The following is a 16718-nucleotide window of genomic DNA, read 5'->3' on the forward strand; positions in this document are numbered from 1 at the left end:
TTCGCGCGCCACCGGCGCGGCGTCGCTCGCCGTGCGAACCCGGCGCGGCGTTCGGACGGTCAGCGCGGGATTGTATAGCGTCCGGATGGCCAGCCCAAGTCCGATTACCGTCGCACGTAAAAACGGCCCGCCGCACCGCACGATGGCGATGCGACGGGCCGCCTGGACGCGACACCCGCCGAAGCGGGCGCGGTCAGTACGTGATCTCGACGACGCTGCCGTCGAACGCCGCGCGCAATTCCGCCAGCAGCACGTCGCTCGGCTTCACGCGCCATGCGTCGCCCAGCCGCATTTCGCCTTGCGCGCGTGCGTTGCTGTAGTGGATCTGGACCGCAAGCCCGTTCGGCAGCGGCGGCGGCGGACGCCGCCCGCCATCGCGGCCGCCGCCGCGCGGCGCGGGCACGTCGACCGCGTTCGCCGCGGCCGGATCGTCCTTCGACACGTGCGGCTCGAGCACGCGGCGCAGCGCGAGCGCGTCGGCGTTGCCGTTCATCGTCAGCCGCACGGCCTGCGCATAGCGGCTGCGCGCGCGTTCGAGATCCATCACGGTATCGGCCGTGAAGCGAATGCCGCCGGTGAACGCGTCGTTGCGCGCCTGCCCCTGGACGATCAGCAGCTCGTCCTCCTTGAACAGCGCCTTGTTCGCCTCGAACTGCTCGTTGAAGATCGTGATCTCGCACTGGCCCGTGCCGTCGTCGAGCAGCGCGATCAGCATCTTGCCGCGCTGGGTCATCTGCGTGCGCAGCGACGCGATGATGCCGGCGACGAGCTTGTCGCGCCCTTCCTTCAGGTCACCGATCTTCTGCCTCACGAAGCGGCGCACTTCGTCGCGATACGCGTCGAACAGGTGGCCGGACAGGTAGAAACCGAGCGCGGCCTTTTCTTCCTGCAGGCGACGCTTGTCGTCCCACGCGGGTTCGTCGACGAGCGCGTGCGCATGCGGCGACTCGGCGCCCATGTCGAACAGGCCGGCCTGCATCGCATTCGCTTCGGCCTGCTCGGCCGCCTCCATCGCGAGCGGCACCGACGCGATCAATTGCGCCCGGTTCGGGTTCAGCGAATCGAACGCGCCGGCGCGAATCAGCGCCTCGACCGTGCGGCGGTTGACGATGCGCCGGTCGATCCGCTCGCAGAAGTCGAACAGGTCGGTGAACGCCTTTTCCTCGCGGGCGCGCAGGATTTCCTCGATCGCGTTCTGGCCGCTGCCCTTCACCGCGCCGAGACCGTAGCGGATCGTGCGCGAGCGCTTGCCGTCGGCTTGCGCGACCGGCTCGAACCGGTAATGCGACTGGTTGATGTCCGGCGGCAGCACGACGAGGTTGTTCACGATGCAATCGTCGAACAGGATCTTCACCTTGTCGGTGTCGTCCATCGCGAGCGTCATGTTGGCCGCCATGAATTCGGCCGGATGGTGCGCCTTCAGCCACGCGGTGTAATACGCGAGCAGCGCATACGCGGCAGCGTGCGACTTGTTGAAGCCGTAGCCCGCGAACTTCTCCATCAAGTCGAAGATCTCGTCGGACTTCTCGCGCGTGAGGCCGTTCTTCGCCGCACCCTCGGCGAAGATCTCGCGATGCTTGGCCATCTCCTCGGGCTTCTTCTTGCCCATCGCGCGACGCAGCAAGTCCGCACCGCCGAGCGAGTAGCCGCCGATGATCTGCGCCATCTGCATCACCTGCTCCTGATAGACCATGATGCCGTAGGTCTCTTTCAGGACGGGTTCGACGCGCGGATCCGGATAGTCGACCTTCTCGCGCCCGTGCTTGCGCGCGCAGAAGCTCGGGATCAGGTCCATCGGGCCCGGACGGTACAACGACACGAGCGCGATGATGTCCTCGAAGCGGTCGGGCTGCGCATCCTTCAGCATGCCCTGCATCCCGCGGCTTTCCAGCTGGAACACCGCGACCGTGTTGGCCTTCTTCAGGATCTGGAACGAGGCCGGATCGTCGAGCGGCACCTGCGCGAGCGACCAGTCGGCCTTCGACGGATCGAGGCGGCGGATGTAGCGCTCGGCCCAGTCGAGGATCGTCAGCGTCGTGAGACCCAGAAAGTCGAACTTCACGAGGCCGACGGCTTCGACGTCGTCCTTGTCGTACTGGCTGACCACGCCGCCGTCGTCGCCCTGCGTGTACAGCGGGCAGAAATCGGTCAGCTTGCCGGGCGCGATCAGCACGCCGCCCGCGTGCATCCCGACGTTACGCGTGAGGCCCTCGACGCGCTGCGCGAGATCGAGCAGCTGGTGCACTTCGTCCTCGTGGTCGTAGCGCTCCTGCAACTGCGGCTCTTCCTTCATCGCGTCGGCAATCGTCACGTGCTTGCCGGGCTTGAACGGGATCAGCTTCGCGACGCCGTCGGTGAACATGTAGCCGAGGTCGAGCACGCGGCCGATGTCGCGCACGGCCGCCTTCGCGGCCATCGTGCCGAACGTGGCGATCTGCGATACGGCGTCCGCGCCGTATTTCTCCTTCACGTACTGGATCACGCGATCGCGGCCGTGCTGGCAGAAGTCGATGTCGAAGTCGGGCATCGACACGCGTTCCGGGTTCAGGAAGCGCTCGAACAGCAGGTTGTAGCGCAGCGGATCGAGATCGGTAATGCCGAGCGCGTACGCGACCAGCGAGCCGGCGCCCGAGCCGCGGCCCGGCCCGACCGGCACGCCGTTGTTCTTCGCCCAGTTGATGAAGTCCGCGACGATCAGGAAGTAGCCGGGGAAGCCCATCTTCGTGATGGTCCCGCACTCGAATTCGAGGCGCTTGTAGTACGTGTCGCGCTGTGCGTCGCGCTCGGCTTCGACCGGATACAACTGCGCGAGGCGCGTCTCGAGCCCTTCCTTCGACAGCTGGACGAGGTAGTCGTCGAGCGACATGCCGTCCGGCGTCGGAAACAGCGGCAGTTTCGGCTTGCCGAGTTCGAGCTTCAGGTTGCAGCGCTTCGCGATCTCGACCGTGTTCGCGATCGCCGACGGCAGGTCGGCGAACAGCGCGACCATGTCGTCCTGCGTGCGGAAATACTGGTCGGTCGTGAAACGCTTCTGGCGCCGCGGGTTCGCGAGGATGTCGCCTTCCGAGATGCACACGCGCGCCTCGTGCGCGGTGAAATCGTCGTCGGTCATGAACTGCGTCGGGTGCGTCGCGACGACCGGCAGCTTCAGCGACGCGGCGAGCGTCGCGGCCTGCTGGATGTACGCCTCGGCGCCCGGCTGGCCGTAACGCTGCAGTTCGATGTAGAAGCCGCCCGGAAACACCCGCGCCCAGCGCTCGGCGTGACGGCGCGCGGCGTCTTCGTTGCCCGCGGCCAGCGCGAGCCCGATATCGCCCTGCTGCGCGCCCGACAGCGCGAGCAGCCCCTGCGCGCGCTCGCCGTCGAGCCAGCTCGCGTCGAGTTCCGCGCGGCCGCGGTACTGGTTCGTGAGCCACGCCTTCGACAGCAGCTCGCAGAGATTCAGGTAACCGACCTTGTCCTTGACCAGCAGCAGCAACCGCGACGGCTTGTCGCGGTCGTCGGGATTGGCAATCCAGACGTCGCAGCCGGCGATCGGCTTGATGCCCTTGCCGCGGGCTTCCTGGTAGAAACGGACGAGACCGAATGCGTTGCCGAGATCGGTGAGCGCGAGCGCACCCTGACCGTCCGCGGCCGCCGCCTTGACGATGTCGTCAATGCGCACGATGCCGTCGGCGATCGAGAATTCGGAGTGAACGCGAAGATGGACGAAGCGAGGATCTGACATGGGCGCTATTGTAGCCGCGTCGCCGCGCAGGCTGCCCAAAAAATGCCCGCTTCGGCCGTTCGGCCGATGCACGCGGCGACGCGCCGCGCGGTTGGCCGATCGGCCGGGTACCGATGCGCCCGCCGTTTGCGGGATAATACGGTTTTTCGAATCAACGCCCCGGCTTCGCACCCTTTTTTGCGGGCCGCCGTGCGGCCGTTTTCCCGTCGGACCATCATGACCATCGTCAACCTCGCCGCCTACCACTTCGTCTCGCTCGACGCGAACGAACAATGGCGCCCGCTCGTCACCGCCCGCTGCAACGAACTCGGGCTGCGCGGCACGATCCTGCTTGCGCCGGAAGGCATCAACCTGTTCATCGCCGGCACGCGCGAAGCCACCGACGCGTTCATCGCGTACATCCGCCACGATCCGCTGTTCGAAGGCAAGTTCGCGACGCTGCAGTTCAAGGAAAGCCTGTCCGACTCGCAGCCGTTCCGCCGCATGCTCGTGCGCCTGAAGCGCGAGATCATCACGATGAAGAAGCCCGCGATCAAGCCGGAACTCGGCCGTGCGCCGTTCGTCGACGCCCGCACGCTGAAGACGTGGCTCGACCGCGGTCACGACGATACGGGCCGCCCGGTCGTGATGCTCGACACGCGTAACGCGTTCGAAGTCGACGTCGGCACGTTCGACAACGCGCTCGACTACCGGATCGACAAGTTCAGCGAATTCCCGGAAGTGATCGACGCGCATCGCGCCGACCTCGAGGGCAAGACGGTCGTGTCGTTCTGCACCGGCGGCATCCGCTGCGAGAAGGCCGCGATCCACATGAAGGAAATCGGCATCGAGAACGTGTACCAGCTCGAAGGCGGGATCCTGAAGTACTTCGAGGAAGTCGGCGGCGCGCACTATCACGGCGACTGCTTCGTGTTCGACTACCGCACCGCGCTGAACCCGCAGCTCCAGCCCACCGACAACGTCACGTGCTTCGCGTGCCGCGCGGTCGTCACGGCGGAAGCGCAACAATCGCCGCACTACGTGCCCGGCAAGTCGTGCCCGGCCTGCGCAACGGCCGCCAGCGCCGCCGCGTAACCGTACGTCGCACCGCGCTCCGCCGATGAACCACGGCTATCGCGGCCGCTTCGCGCCGTCGCCCACCGGCCCGCTGCACTTCGGCTCGCTGGTCGGCGCGCTCGCGAGCTGGCTCGACGCACGCGCGCACGGCGGCACCTGGCTCGTGCGCATCGAGGATCTCGACGGCCCGCGCGCGGTGCCCGGCGCGGCCGACGACATCCTCGCGACGCTCGCGCATTTCGGCATGACGCCCGACGAGCGGCCCGTCTGGCAGAGTACGCGCGACGCGGCCTACACGGCCGCGCTCGAGCGGCTCGTCGCGGCGGGGCTCGTGTATCCGTGCGGCTGCACGCGCAAGGAAATCGCCGATTCGCTGCGCGCCGCCCACGAACGCCACACGACGCTCGCGTATCCGGGCACCTGCCGCAACGGCCTGCACGGCAAACCCGCGCGCGCATGGCGGCTGCGCGTGCCGGACGGCGACGACGCGCTCATCGCGTTCGACGATCGCTGGCAGCGCACGCAATCGCAGAACCTCGCGACCGAAGTCGGCGATTTCGTGCTCAAACGCGCGGACGGCCAATGGGCGTATCAGCTCGCGGTCGTCGTCGACGATGCCGACGCCGGCATCACGCACGTCGTGCGCGGCGCCGACCTGCTCGATTCGACCGCGCGCCAGATCCATCTGCAGCGCTGCATCGGCGTGCCGACTCCCGCGTACCTGCACGTGCCGGTCGTCGTCGACGCCAACGGCGAAAAGCTCAGCAAGCAGACCGGCGCGACGGCGCTCGAACGCAACGATCCGCTGCCGGCGCTGCGGGCCGCGGCCGCGCATCTCGGACTGTCGAACGATGGCGAGCTGCCGGGCGATACGATCGACGCGTTCTACGCGGCCGCCACCGATGCGTGGGCGCGTCGCTTCGGGCCGCGCGCCGGTTGAATCGCCGGCAGGACTCCGGCCCATGCCGACGACGTTCCTGCATCCGTCGGCGTCGAATCCGATCGCATGAAAGCGTGACGCAGGCCTGAGCGCCCCGTCCGCTACCGTCGTTGCGCAATGCGCAACGGCATCGCATCGAAATATCCGCCCCGGCACGGCACTCAATTGCCCGCGCACGCACGCCCCGTCCCGACCGCTCGCCCAATGAAAAACGGGCACATGCTCGTCGCATGTACCCGCCTGTCCGGCAGCGCTCCCGCGCCGCCCTGCCGCTTCGCCCGGCTTACGCCGACGGCTTGCGCGGCATTCCGAACCCGCCGAGCAGCGCGGCGACCTGACGCTTCGGCCCTTTCTTCTCGGGCTGCTGCGCGGCCTGCGTGTCGTCCGGCTGCTTCGCCGGCGCCGACGGCTCGTACGGTTTCAGGAAGAAATCGTCGACCGGCGCTTCGTGGCGGCGATGATGGCCACCACGCTCGGAACTGCCCGAGCGGCGACCCGCTGCACCGCGATGCTCGTCGCGCTCGCGCCGGCCACCCCGTTCGCCACCGCGCTCGCTGCTGCGCTCGCCGCCGCGCTCGTCGTGACGCTGGCGCGCGGGCTTGTCGAGCTTGAGCGTCTGCACGTCGAGCGGACGCTTGATCAGCTTCTCGATATCGGCGAGCTGCTTGCGCTCGTTCGGGCTGCACAGCGACAGCGCGTCACCCGTCGCCCCGGCGCGACCGGTACGGCCGATCCGGTGCACGTAGTCTTCCGCGCTGAACGGCAGGTCGAAGTTGATCACGGCCGGCAGCTCGGCAATGTCGAGACCGCGCGCGGCCACGTCGGTCGCGACCAGCGCCTCGATTTCGCCGCGCTTGAACGCGTCGAGCGCCTGCATCCGCTCGATCTGCGTCTTGTCGCCGTGAATCGCCGACGCGACCACGCCGTCGCGCTCGAGATTGCGCGCGAGGCGGCTCGCGCCGATCTTGCTGTTGCAGAACACGATCACCTGCTTGAGGCCGCGATCGCGCAGCAATTGCACGACGGCCGCCTGCTTGTCGCCTTCGGCGACGTCGTAGACGATCTGCGTGACGTTCGCGTTCGTCGAATTGCTGCGCGCGACTTCGATCGTCTGCGGGTTGCGCAGGTAGGTCGACGCGAGCTTCTTGATTTCGCCCGAGAACGTGGCCGAGAACAGCAGCGTCTGACGCTCCTTCGGCAGCAGGTTCAGGATGCGCTGCAGATCGGGCAGGAAGCCCATGTCGAGCATCCGGTCGGCTTCGTCGAGCACGAGGATCTGGACCTGGCCGAGGTTCGCCGTCTTTTGCTGCACGTGGTCGAGCAGGCGGCCCGGCGTCGCGATCAGGATCTCGACGCCGCGGCGCAGTTCGGCCGATTGCGGGTTCATGTCGACGCCGCCGAACACCACCGCGCTGCGCAGCGGCGTGTGCTTCGCATACGCGTGCACGTTCGCGGCGACCTGGTCGGCGAGTTCGCGCGTCGGCGTGAGGATCAGCGCCCGCACGGGATGGCGCGCCGGGGACGCGCTCGTGTTGGCTTGCGGCAGCAGACGCTGGATGATCGGCAGCGAGAAGCTCGCGGTCTTGCCGGTGCCCGTTTGCGCGGCGCCCATGACGTCGCGGCCGGCGAGCACGACCGGAATGGCCTGAGCCTGAATCGGCGTCGGCGTCGTATAGCCCTGCTCCGCAATGGCTTTCAGGATATCGGCGGCAAGGCCGAATTGGTCGAAGGTTGCGTCGACGGGCTTGGCGACAGAATCGGACATGGTGGCGTTTCGCTCAAAAGGCGCGGCGGGGACATCGTGCGTCAGGCCGGCCGGGCCTGCGCTCATCACAATTCGGAAATAGACGGAGCCGCGGCGCGCCGCGCGGCGCCGCTCTGGCGCTTGGGACCGGTTCGATGCGAACGCCGGACGCCAGGCCGTGCGGACTCCGTTCGGCGCGAATGCCGGCGGAAAGGGCCGTATTGTAGCACCGTGCGCGCATCTGTCCGTGACAACGCCGCGAACGGCCGCGACCGCGGTTCGCGCGGCATGCCCGTCCGCCCCGCGCGACCGGGCGATTGGCCGATCGGACTATCCGTATCGGCCAGCGAACCATATTAGGGGCTCGATCCTGGAATCCCACACCGGCCTGCCCGCCGCCTGCCCGTGCGCCCGGCCGTCAACCCGACGGCAGGTCACGCAGGCGAATACGCGCTGCGCGCGCGTCCGCCGCTCAGCCCTTCTTCTTATTCTTCTCGACCTGCACGCAGTCGCCCAGCAGCGGCGGCGACTGCGGGTCGGCGATCTCGTCGCGCAGCGTCGCTTCCTTGCCCTTCGTCCACCAGGTATAGCGGCCGGCCTGGTAGCGCGCGCCCGACGCCGACACCGTATCGACGAACAGCATCTGCTTGCCGTCCACCGGCACGAGCGCGAAGCTCTGGCCGTTGCCCGCGAGCCAGTACGACACGCGCACCGGCTGCTTGTGGTTCGCGCACTGGTAGAGGGTTTGCTGGCGCGCGTCGGCGTCGATCTCCTCGACGGTCAGTTGCGCGGCGTGCGCGACCGAAACGGCGGTGCCGGCGAGCGCAAGCGCGGCGAGGGTGTGGCGAATCATGCAGGTCCTCTCACGAGACGGTGGAAACGCGCCCTTGCGGGACGCGCGGTTAGTGTTTGCGGGACCGGCGGGAAATCGCGCCGATCGCCAGAATCAGGGATCGATCACGTCTGCGCACGCATCGGTCGGCGCCGCGGCGAGATGGCCGACGAGCGGCACGATCTTGAGTCCGGCCGACGCCACCCGGCACGGCGCGGCCGCGACGCCGCAGCCGGCGAGACTCGCGACGAGCGCCAGCGCGGCGCCCAGCTTTCCGATACGCAACCATCGCGACGCCATCGTCCTCTCCTCGTTCCGTCAGCGCGCCGACACGGGCCGGACGGCCGCGGCAGCGCGCTTCGCGCGTTCGCGGGCTTCGTCGACGGTCGCGCCGGTCGCCAGCGCGACGCCCATGCGCCGCTTCGCGAAACTTTCCGGCTTGCCGAACAGGCGCAGGTCCGCGCCCGGCACCGCGAGCGCGTCGCGCACGCCTTCGAACGCGATCCCGCGCTCGTCGAGCCCGCCGTAGATCACCGCCGACGCGGCCGGCGTGCCGAGCGCCGGATCGACCGGCAGGCCGAGAATCGCGCGTGCGTGCAGCTCGAATTCCGACTGGCGCTGCGAGGCGAGCGTGACGAGGCCCGTATCGTGCGGCCGCGGGCTCACCTCGGAGAACCATACGTCGTCGCCGCGCACGAACAGCTCGACGCCGAACAGCCCGCGCCCGCCGAGCGCCTCGGTCACCTTGTGCGCGATCTCGCGCGATTTCTCGAGCGCCGCCGCGCTCATCGGCTGCGGCTGCCACGATTCGACATAGTCGCCCGCCACCTGCACGTGGCCGACCGGTTCGCAGAAATAGGTGCGCGTGTCGAGCGTCGCCGGGTCGATCGCGCGCACGGTCAACTGCGTGATCTCGTAGTCGAAATCGACGAAGCCCTCGACGATCACGCGGCCGTGGTTCACGCGCCCGCCCGCCATCGCGTAGTCCCACGCGGGTTTCACGTCGGCGTCGGTCTTCACGACCGACTGCCCCTTGCCCGACGACGACATCACGGGCTTCACGACGCACGGCATGCCGATCGTCGCGACGGCCGCGCCGAAGGCCTCGAACGAATCCGCGAACGCATACGGGGAAGTCGGCAGGCCGAGTTCCTCGGCTGCGAGCCGGCGGATCCCTTCGCGATTCATCGTGAGCTGCGTCGCGCGCGCGGTCGGGATCACCTCGGCGAGGCCGGCCGCCTCGATCGCCGCGAGCGCGTCGGTGGCAATCGCCTCGATCTCGGGGACGATCAGGTGCGGCCGTTCGGCTTCGACGATGGCCTGCAGCGCGGCCGGGTCCGTCATGTCGATCACGTGCGCGCGATGCGCGACCTGGTGGCCCGGCGCGTCCGGATAGCGATCGACCGCGACGACTTCGACGCCGAGACGCTGCAACGCGATGATGACTTCCTTGCCGAGTTCGCCGGCGCCGAGCAGCATGACGCGCGTGGCCGAGGGTGAAAGCGGCGTACCGAGCCGCTGACCGATCTGCATGTGATTTCCCGCTGGTTCTGTTGGAGGACGAAAACGGCTTCGATGTTAACACGGGCATCCGCGCCGGTTTGGGCGGTTTGGCCGCGCCCGCGCGTGGTCGCGCGAGGCCCGCGGGCGGGCCGCGAACGTTTTCGCGCGCGAAGTGTCGGCTCGCCTGCCGCGGGGCGGGTGCGTTACTCTTACGCCTTGATCAGAATCCGAAGAGGAACGAGGCTCATGTCCCACCTGTCCGCGGCCGCACGCGCACGCACCGGCCTGCTTCGCCCGTTGCGCGCGCCGCTTTGCGCGTTGACGCTTGCCACGCTTCTCGCCGCCTGCGCGATGCCGACCCATCCCGATTCCGCCGCCCCCGCACCCGACCCGTACAACCCGGCCGCCGTCCAGCTGCTCGACGACACGAGCTGGGAGCTCACCAGCTGGGTGAACGCCGACGGCACGCCGCGCGCGATCCCGCACGGCGACAACGGCGAGCCGATCAAGCTCGCGCTGTCGACCGACTCGGGCATCCGCCGCGCGAGCGGGTTCTCGGGCTGCAACCGCTACATGGGCACCTACGCGATCAAGAACGGCCTGCTGAGCTTCGGCCCGCTCGCCGGCACGCGAATGGCGTGCCCGAACACGCTCGGCGGCCAGCTCGAATCCGCGTACCTCGACGCGCTCGCCCACATCGAGAAAACCGGCGTGCAGATGCGCGCGCCGCAGCAATTGCAGATCGTGACCCAAGCCGGCGCGACGCTGACGTTCACGCAACGGAGCCCCTGATGGACGGCGCGCGCGAAGGCCGACCGACCGCCTTCGCGCGGCGCGCCACGCGCACGTGCCACCCACGTGCGTCGCGCGGCATGAATCGGAATCACGCCGCGTCAGAGTCTTGTTCGCCGGCCGGTTAAACTCGGCGGGTCGCGCCCCGCGCGCCCCGCCCCACTCCTGTTTCAAAGCATGCACACGGTTGTCTTCGGCTGGTTCGGCATCTCCGCCGTCTGGTTTCTCCTTCTCTTCTGGCGTCTCGTGCAGGCGATGCTGCCCGGCGGCGGCGGGCTCGCCGGCCGCGGCTCGATCCGCCTGTGGCTCGGCTTCGCCGCGGTATTCGTCGCAAGCTGCACGCTGACGAGCCCGCTGTCGGGCCCCGACACGAACGCGCTCGGCCATGCGTGCTCGGCCGGCTTCGCCCATGTGCTCGGCCCGATCGGCACGCCGGTCGCGATGGTCGTGTTGTTGTTCGCCGGCTTGCCGTGGCTGACCGGCATCGGCTGGCGGCAGTTCGCCGCGTGGGTCGACACGTCGTTCGGCGTCAAGCTGTCGCGCGACGGCGGCGACGACGACGCGCGCGGGATCGCCGACCTGCCGCGCAGCGCGCTGCATCGCGACGACGACGTCGTGCAGCCGACCACCGCGCACACCGTCAATTCGATGGCGCCGCGCCAGAACGGCCGGTATTCGCGCCCGACGGTGTGGAAACCCGATCCGCAGGCGCGCCCGAAGCCGCGCAGCAAGACGCCGCCCCGCCCGCTCGCGGAGCCCGTCGCGCCGTCGGGCTGGCTGAAGCCGACCGCCCCGCCGCGCACGCCCGCGCCGCCCGCGCCGATCCCGGCCAGCGCGATGCCGCCTCCGACGACCGGCAGCACCGCCAGCCTCGCGCGCGCCGCGGCGAACGCGCAAGTGCCGCGCCCCGCGCCCGCACCGCTTCCGGTCGGATTCGAACCCGTCCGGCCGCGTCCGACCGCCGCGCGACCGGCCACCGCCGCGCTGACGCAGACGGCGCCGCGCGCGACGGTCACCCCGCGCCCGGCCGGTACGCCGCCGCAGCGTCCGCCGGTGCGGCCGGTCGCGGGCACGGCGGCCGCCGGCCCGTCGGACGCGGCACGACGTCGCCCGACGCCGCCCGCGCCGGCGCGTGCACCGCTCTATGCATGGAACGAGCAGCCAGCCGCGCCGATCACGCCGGCGCCGAGCGTTCACGACACGCTGCGTTCGATCGAGGCCAGCACCGCGCAATGGGCGTCGCTGGGCGGCGCGCAATCGGCCGATGCCACGCGCGCGGCGACCGCTGCCGCCGCCGTGGCCGGCGTCGCCGCGACGGCAGGCAGCGCGGCCGCGCCGGCATCCGCGGCCGCGTCGAACGCGTTCGTCCCCGCGGCGCAGGACATCGCAGCCCAGGACGGCGATGTCCCGGCCGCACACGATGCCGCGCCTGCTCGCGACGACGGCGCGCCGATCGTGCTCGACGCCTTCATGCCGGTGCAATCCGGTATCGCGCAGGCCCCGCGTGTCGATTCGCCCACCCGGGCGCTCGACGACGCCGCACCGCCCACGCCGCCGGATACCGGCATCGACGATCGCGCGTTCGCGCATCGCGCCGACGACGAAATCCGTCGTGTGGACGATGCGGCCGCTGCGCCGTCGTTCGACGCACCCCTCGACGTCGCGCCTTGGGACGACGTCGTCAGCCCGCCGGTTTCCGCGCTCGACGTGCCGACCGAAAACCCGATGGCCGATGTGCCCGCGCACGCCACGGGATCGGAGTCCGCTCATTCGGCGTTCGCGCAAGCAGGCAATGCAGCGGCTCACGATCTCGGCGCCGGCAAGCCGACCGCATCCGTCGATGTCGACGACGAGGACGACGCACGACCGGCGCCTGCAATCGATCGCGCGGCACCGGTCCACTTGCGTCAAGCGGCTGCCGATCCGCACGCCGACGTGAAGCCGCCGGCCGACAGCATCGTTTCGTTCGCTGCCCTGCCCGCTTCGTCGATTGCGGCAACGTCCGCACCGGCCGTATCGCATCCCGCACCGGACGCTGCCAAGCCGGTCGAGGTGGAACCTGCGGCGCCGTTGCCGGCTGTCGCTCCACGCGCGACGCCCGCCGCCACGTATTGGACACCTTCGACGGTGCAGCCCACCGCGGCCTCGTCGACCGTCTCCGCCGAATTGCCGAAATCACCGGCGGTTCAGCCGTTTGCCGCCACCTCGGCGGCTTCGACCGCCGCTGCGTCGCCGCTGGCCGGCACGGCTGACGGTTCGACTGCACACGCGTCCGCACTCGCCTCCACATCGAGCATCGCGCCCGTCGCCGCCGCAGTTTCGTCGGTCGGCGTAACCGGCACGGCGTCCGCGTCGCCGTCGCAACCGACCGCGTCGATACCACCCGCTACTTCCGCCGCGTCGGCGTCGCCGGCCAGTGTGACGGGCCTGACCTACGGTTCGCTTTCGCGCACTTCGACGCCCGCATCGATCGATGCGCCCGCCGTGACGCCATCGGCGACCGGCGCATCGGGTTCGTCGTTCGGTTCGACTGCGCAGGCGCCTACAACGCCGGCACCCGCCACCGTGACGCCCGCGACTTTCGCGTCCGCGCCCGTCGCCGCACCGTCTTACGCGCCGGCATCGACGCTTCCGGTCGACACGGCAACCCCGTCGACCGGCACCACGACTTTCGCGACATCGGGTTCATCGAGCGCAGTCAGTCCGCAGCCGGCAAGCGGCCTGCTCGCGTCGCCCACCGCGTCCGCCCCGACGTCGCCGTCCTTCAGCACGATCGCGTCGACGACCACGGCCGCCGCCACGCCGGCCCACTCGATCGCGGGCTCGCCTGCCGCTGCCGCCGGATCGCCGACCTCGATGGGCGCGACCGCTGCGACGCAGGCTCCGTCGATCGCGTTCGTCCCCGCCGCAGCTGCAGCCCAGACGTCGACGACACAGCCCGCCCCTGCCGCGCCGTCGGCAAGCGGGTCGATGTCGCATGACGCGGGCGCAACGCCGACCGCGACACCGCAAGCGACGCCCCTCCCCGCCGCGAACCTCTCGCCCACGCCGGCAGCCGCGTTTTCCGCGCCGACATTGCCCGCTACCCCGTCGATCGGCGCACCGGCCGCCGACGCCGCCGAAGCCATCGAGGCAGCCGAACCGGCCCCGGTCGCCCCCGCCCGCCCACCGCGCCCGAACGCGTTCGAATTCCACGCACCCGCGTCGTTCAGCGTCGAACTGCCGACGCTCGACCTGCTCGAGCCCGCATCCGACGACGTCGAAACGATCACCGAGGAACACCTCGCGCAAACCGCGCAGGTGATCGAACAGCGGCTGCAGGAATTCAAGGTGCCGGTGACGGTGGTCGGCGCATCGGCCGGCCCGGTGATCACGCGCTTCGAGATCGAACCCGCGCTCGGCGTGCGCGGCAGCCAGATCGTCGGCCTGATGAAGGACCTGTCGCGCGGCCTCGGCCTCACGTCGATCCGCGTCGTCGAGACGATCCCCGGCAAGACCTGCATGGGCCTCGAACTGCCGAACGCGAAGCGCCAGATGATCCGCCTGTCGGAGATCCTCGAATCGCGCCCGTACCAGCATTCGCCGTCGCAACTGACGATCGCGATGGGCAAGGACATCACCGGCCACCCGGTCGTCACCGATCTCGCGAAGGCCCCGCACATGCTCGTGGCGGGCACGACGGGTTCGGGCAAGTCGGTCGCGATCAACGCGATGATCCTGTCGCTGCTGTACAAGGCGACGCCGGAAGACGTGCGGCTCATCATGATCGACCCGAAGATGCTGGAGCTGTCGGTCTACGAAGGCATCCCGCACCTGCTTGCGCCGGTCGTCACCGACATGAAGCTCGCGGCGAACGCGCTGAACTGGTGCGTCGGCGAAATGGAGAAGCGCTACCGGCTGATGTCGGCCGTCGGCGTGCGCAACCTCGCGGGCTTCAACCAGAAGATCCGCGACGCGGAAGCGAAGGAAAAGAAGATCGGCAACCCGTTCTCGCTGACGCCCGACGACCCGGAGCCGCTGTCGAAGCTGCCGCTGATCGTCGTCGTGATCGACGAGCTGGCCGACCTGATGATGGTCGCCGGCAAGAAGATCGAGGAGTTGATCGCCCGCCTCGCGCAGAAGGCGCGCGCGGCCGGCATCCACCTGATCCTCGCGACCCAGCGGCCGTCGGTCGACGTGATCACCGGCCTCATCAAGGCGAACATTCCGACGCGCGTCGCGTTCCAGGTGTCGTCGAAGATCGATTCGCGCACGATCCTCGACCAGATGGGCGCGGAGTCGCTGCTCGGGATGGGCGACATGCTGTTCCTGCCGCCGGGCACCGGTTATCCGCAGCGCGTGCACGGCGCGTTCGTCGCCGACGAGGAAGTGCACCGGATCGTCGAGTATCTGAAGCAGTTCGGCGAGCCGCAGTACGAGGAAGGGATTCTCGACGGCCCGGCCACCGACGGCGCGACGCAGGACCTGTTCGGCGATGCGCCGGACGCGGAAGCCGATCCGCTGTACGACGAAGCCGTCGCGTTCGTCGTGCGCACGCGACGCGCGTCGATCTCGTCGGTGCAGCGTCAGTTGCGCATCGGCTACAACCGTGCGGCACGCCTCGTCGAGCAGATGGAAGCGGCCGGCCTCGTATCGGCGATGGGCATCAACGGCAGCCGCGAGGTGCTCGTGCCGGCCGCGGCCGAGTGAAGCGGGCGGCCCGCCGGCCGCGATTCATCGCCACGGGCGCGCCGCGCAACGGGCCGTCCGCAAAAAAAGGCGCTGCCTCGGCAGCGCCTTTCTCGTTTACTGCACCGGCACCAGCTTGAAATCGACCGGCTTGCCGACCGCGACCTTCTGCGGATTCGCGCCGAGCTGCCCCGTTTCGACGTCGCGACTGAACACGTAGAACGTGTCGCTGTCCTGGTTGCCGACGATCAGCCACTTGCCGGTCGGATCGATCAGGAACTCGCGCGGCGTCTTGCCGAGGCTCGACTGGCGGCCGACGCGCTTCAGCCGGCCGTCCGCCTTGTTCACCGCGTAGATCACGAGGTCGTTCGCGTCGCCGCGGTTGCTCACGTACAGGAAGCGCCCGTCCGGCGACAGGTGGATCGCGCCGCCGCCGACCTTGCCCTTGAAGCCCGGGGCCGTCATCGGCACCGTCTCGACCGGCGTCAGCTTGCCGTCGTGATAGCCGAACACCTCGACCGACGCGTTGAGCTCGCTCGTCACGTACGCGAAGCGGCCGTCGGCGCCGAACACCATGTGACGCGGGCCCGAGCCGGCCTTCACCGGCGTGTAGCGCGTGTCGGTCGGGCTGATCAGCCCGCGGCTGCCGTCCACCGTGTAGCGGTAGCCGTAGATCTTGTCCGCGCCGAGATCCTGCACGAACAGGTAGCGGCCGTCCGGCGAAAATACCGTCGAATGCACGTGCGCGCCGTCCTGGCGGCCCTTCACGGGCCCCGTGCCCTCGTGATGGACCGTCAGCACGGCCGGGCCGACGGCGCCGCCGTCGCGGATCGGGAACACCGCGAAGCTGCCGCCCGGATCGGCCGCCACCGAGTAGTTGGCGGTGACGAGGTACTTGCCGTCCGGCGACAGCGCGAGATAGCAAGGATCGTTCCCTTCCGACGACACGCGGTCGATGAACGTGAGGGCGCCCGTCTTCGCGTCGAAGCCGAACGCGCTGACGCCGCCGCGCTGCGTCGCCGGCCCGTTGTCGCCGGGCAGCTCGTTGACCGCGTACACGGTGCGACCGTCGCGGCTCGGCAACAGATACGACGGATTCTCGGTCTTCGCCGACGACACCGGCGCGACGCTGCCCGTCTTCGTATCGAAGCGGTAAACGTAGATCCCGTCGCTGCCGCCGCCCGTATAGGTGCCGACGAGCAGGTTGTAGACGCCGTCGGCCGGGGCGGACGATTGCTGCGCGAATGCGTGGGTCGCGGACAGGGAAAGCACGATCGCGAAACCTTTCATCCAGTGAGCGAGCCTAAGCGGGAACCCTCGTGTCGAAGCGCGTGCGTCACGCTCGCGTAAACGGTTGGGCATTGAATCCTCCTTGCATCGAGTCGCTTCAAGTGTTGAGATAGGACGAAACGCCGGCCGTTCATGCGCTCCGCCGCCCGGCCGAGTATACGGGGCG

General features: G+C 69.4%; 10 protein-coding genes. 4 read left to right on the forward strand and 6 right to left on the reverse strand.

Annotation, left to right across the window (positions count from 1 at the left end; all coding sequences use genetic code 11):
• Positions 1-193: 193 nt before the first annotated feature.
• Positions 194-3727: a DNA polymerase III subunit alpha gene (gene dnaE / locus WS96_RS14860; RefSeq protein WP_059833401.1), complete on the reverse strand. Its 3534-nt coding sequence runs from the start codon at positions 3725-3727 to the stop codon at positions 194-196.
• A gap of 216 nt (positions 3728-3943) precedes the next feature.
• Between dnaE and WS96_RS14865 the strand changes: the two genes are divergently transcribed.
• Together WS96_RS14865 and gluQRS are read left to right on the forward strand one after the other, a co-directional pair.
• Complete coding sequence (locus WS96_RS14865; RefSeq protein ID WP_059833403.1) at positions 3944-4801, forward strand: sulfurtransferase; 858 nt, start codon at positions 3944-3946, stop codon at positions 4799-4801.
• A gap of 25 nt (positions 4802-4826) precedes the next feature.
• Complete coding sequence (gene gluQRS, locus WS96_RS14870; RefSeq protein ID WP_059833405.1) at positions 4827-5723, forward strand: tRNA glutamyl-Q(34) synthetase GluQRS; 897 nt, start codon at positions 4827-4829, stop codon at positions 5721-5723.
• 283 nt (positions 5724-6006) lie between these two features.
• Here gluQRS and WS96_RS14875 read toward each other — a convergent pair whose 3' ends face one another.
• The 4 genes from WS96_RS14875 to purT all read right to left on the reverse strand — a co-directional run bounded on the left by WS96_RS14875 (position 6007) and on the right by purT (position 9832).
• Positions 6007-7554: a DEAD/DEAH box helicase gene (locus WS96_RS14875; protein WP_059833407.1), complete on the reverse strand. Its 1548-nt coding sequence runs from the start codon at positions 7552-7554 to the stop codon at positions 6007-6009.
• Positions 7555-7939: 385 nt separating this feature from the next.
• Positions 7940-8320, reverse strand: a complete 381-nt coding sequence (locus WS96_RS14880; RefSeq protein WP_059833409.1) for an MliC family protein — start codon at positions 8318-8320, stop codon at positions 7940-7942.
• Between the two features lie 93 nt (positions 8321-8413).
• On the reverse strand, positions 8414-8599 hold the full coding sequence (locus tag WS96_RS14885) for a DUF6726 family protein (RefSeq protein ID WP_034208025.1): 186 nt from the start codon (positions 8597-8599) through the stop codon (positions 8414-8416).
• An 18-nt stretch (positions 8600-8617) separates the two neighbouring features.
• Positions 8618-9832 (reverse strand): formate-dependent phosphoribosylglycinamide formyltransferase, encoded by a 1215-nt coding sequence (purT, locus tag WS96_RS14890; RefSeq protein WP_059833411.1) that lies wholly within the window; start codon positions 9830-9832, stop codon positions 8618-8620.
• A 216-nt stretch (positions 9833-10048) separates the two neighbouring features.
• Between purT and WS96_RS14895 the strand changes: the two genes are divergently transcribed.
• Together WS96_RS14895 and WS96_RS34510 are read left to right on the forward strand one after the other, a co-directional pair.
• Positions 10049-10594, forward strand: a complete 546-nt coding sequence (locus WS96_RS14895) for an META domain-containing protein (RefSeq protein WP_059781278.1) — start codon at positions 10049-10051, stop codon at positions 10592-10594.
• Between the two features lie 177 nt (positions 10595-10771).
• Positions 10772-15283, forward strand: a complete 4512-nt coding sequence (locus WS96_RS34510; protein ID WP_059833413.1) for a DNA translocase FtsK — start codon at positions 10772-10774, stop codon at positions 15281-15283.
• Between the two features lie 96 nt (positions 15284-15379).
• Here WS96_RS34510 and WS96_RS14905 read toward each other — a convergent pair whose 3' ends face one another.
• On the reverse strand, positions 15380-16624 hold the full coding sequence (locus WS96_RS14905; RefSeq protein WP_156443634.1) for a lactonase family protein: 1245 nt from the start codon (positions 16622-16624) through the stop codon (positions 15380-15382).
• Positions 16625-16718: the final 94 nt, after the last annotated feature.

The organism is Burkholderia sp. MSMB1835 (genome assembly GCF_001526365.1).
Classification (GTDB): Bacteria; Pseudomonadota; Gammaproteobacteria; order Burkholderiales; family Burkholderiaceae; genus Burkholderia.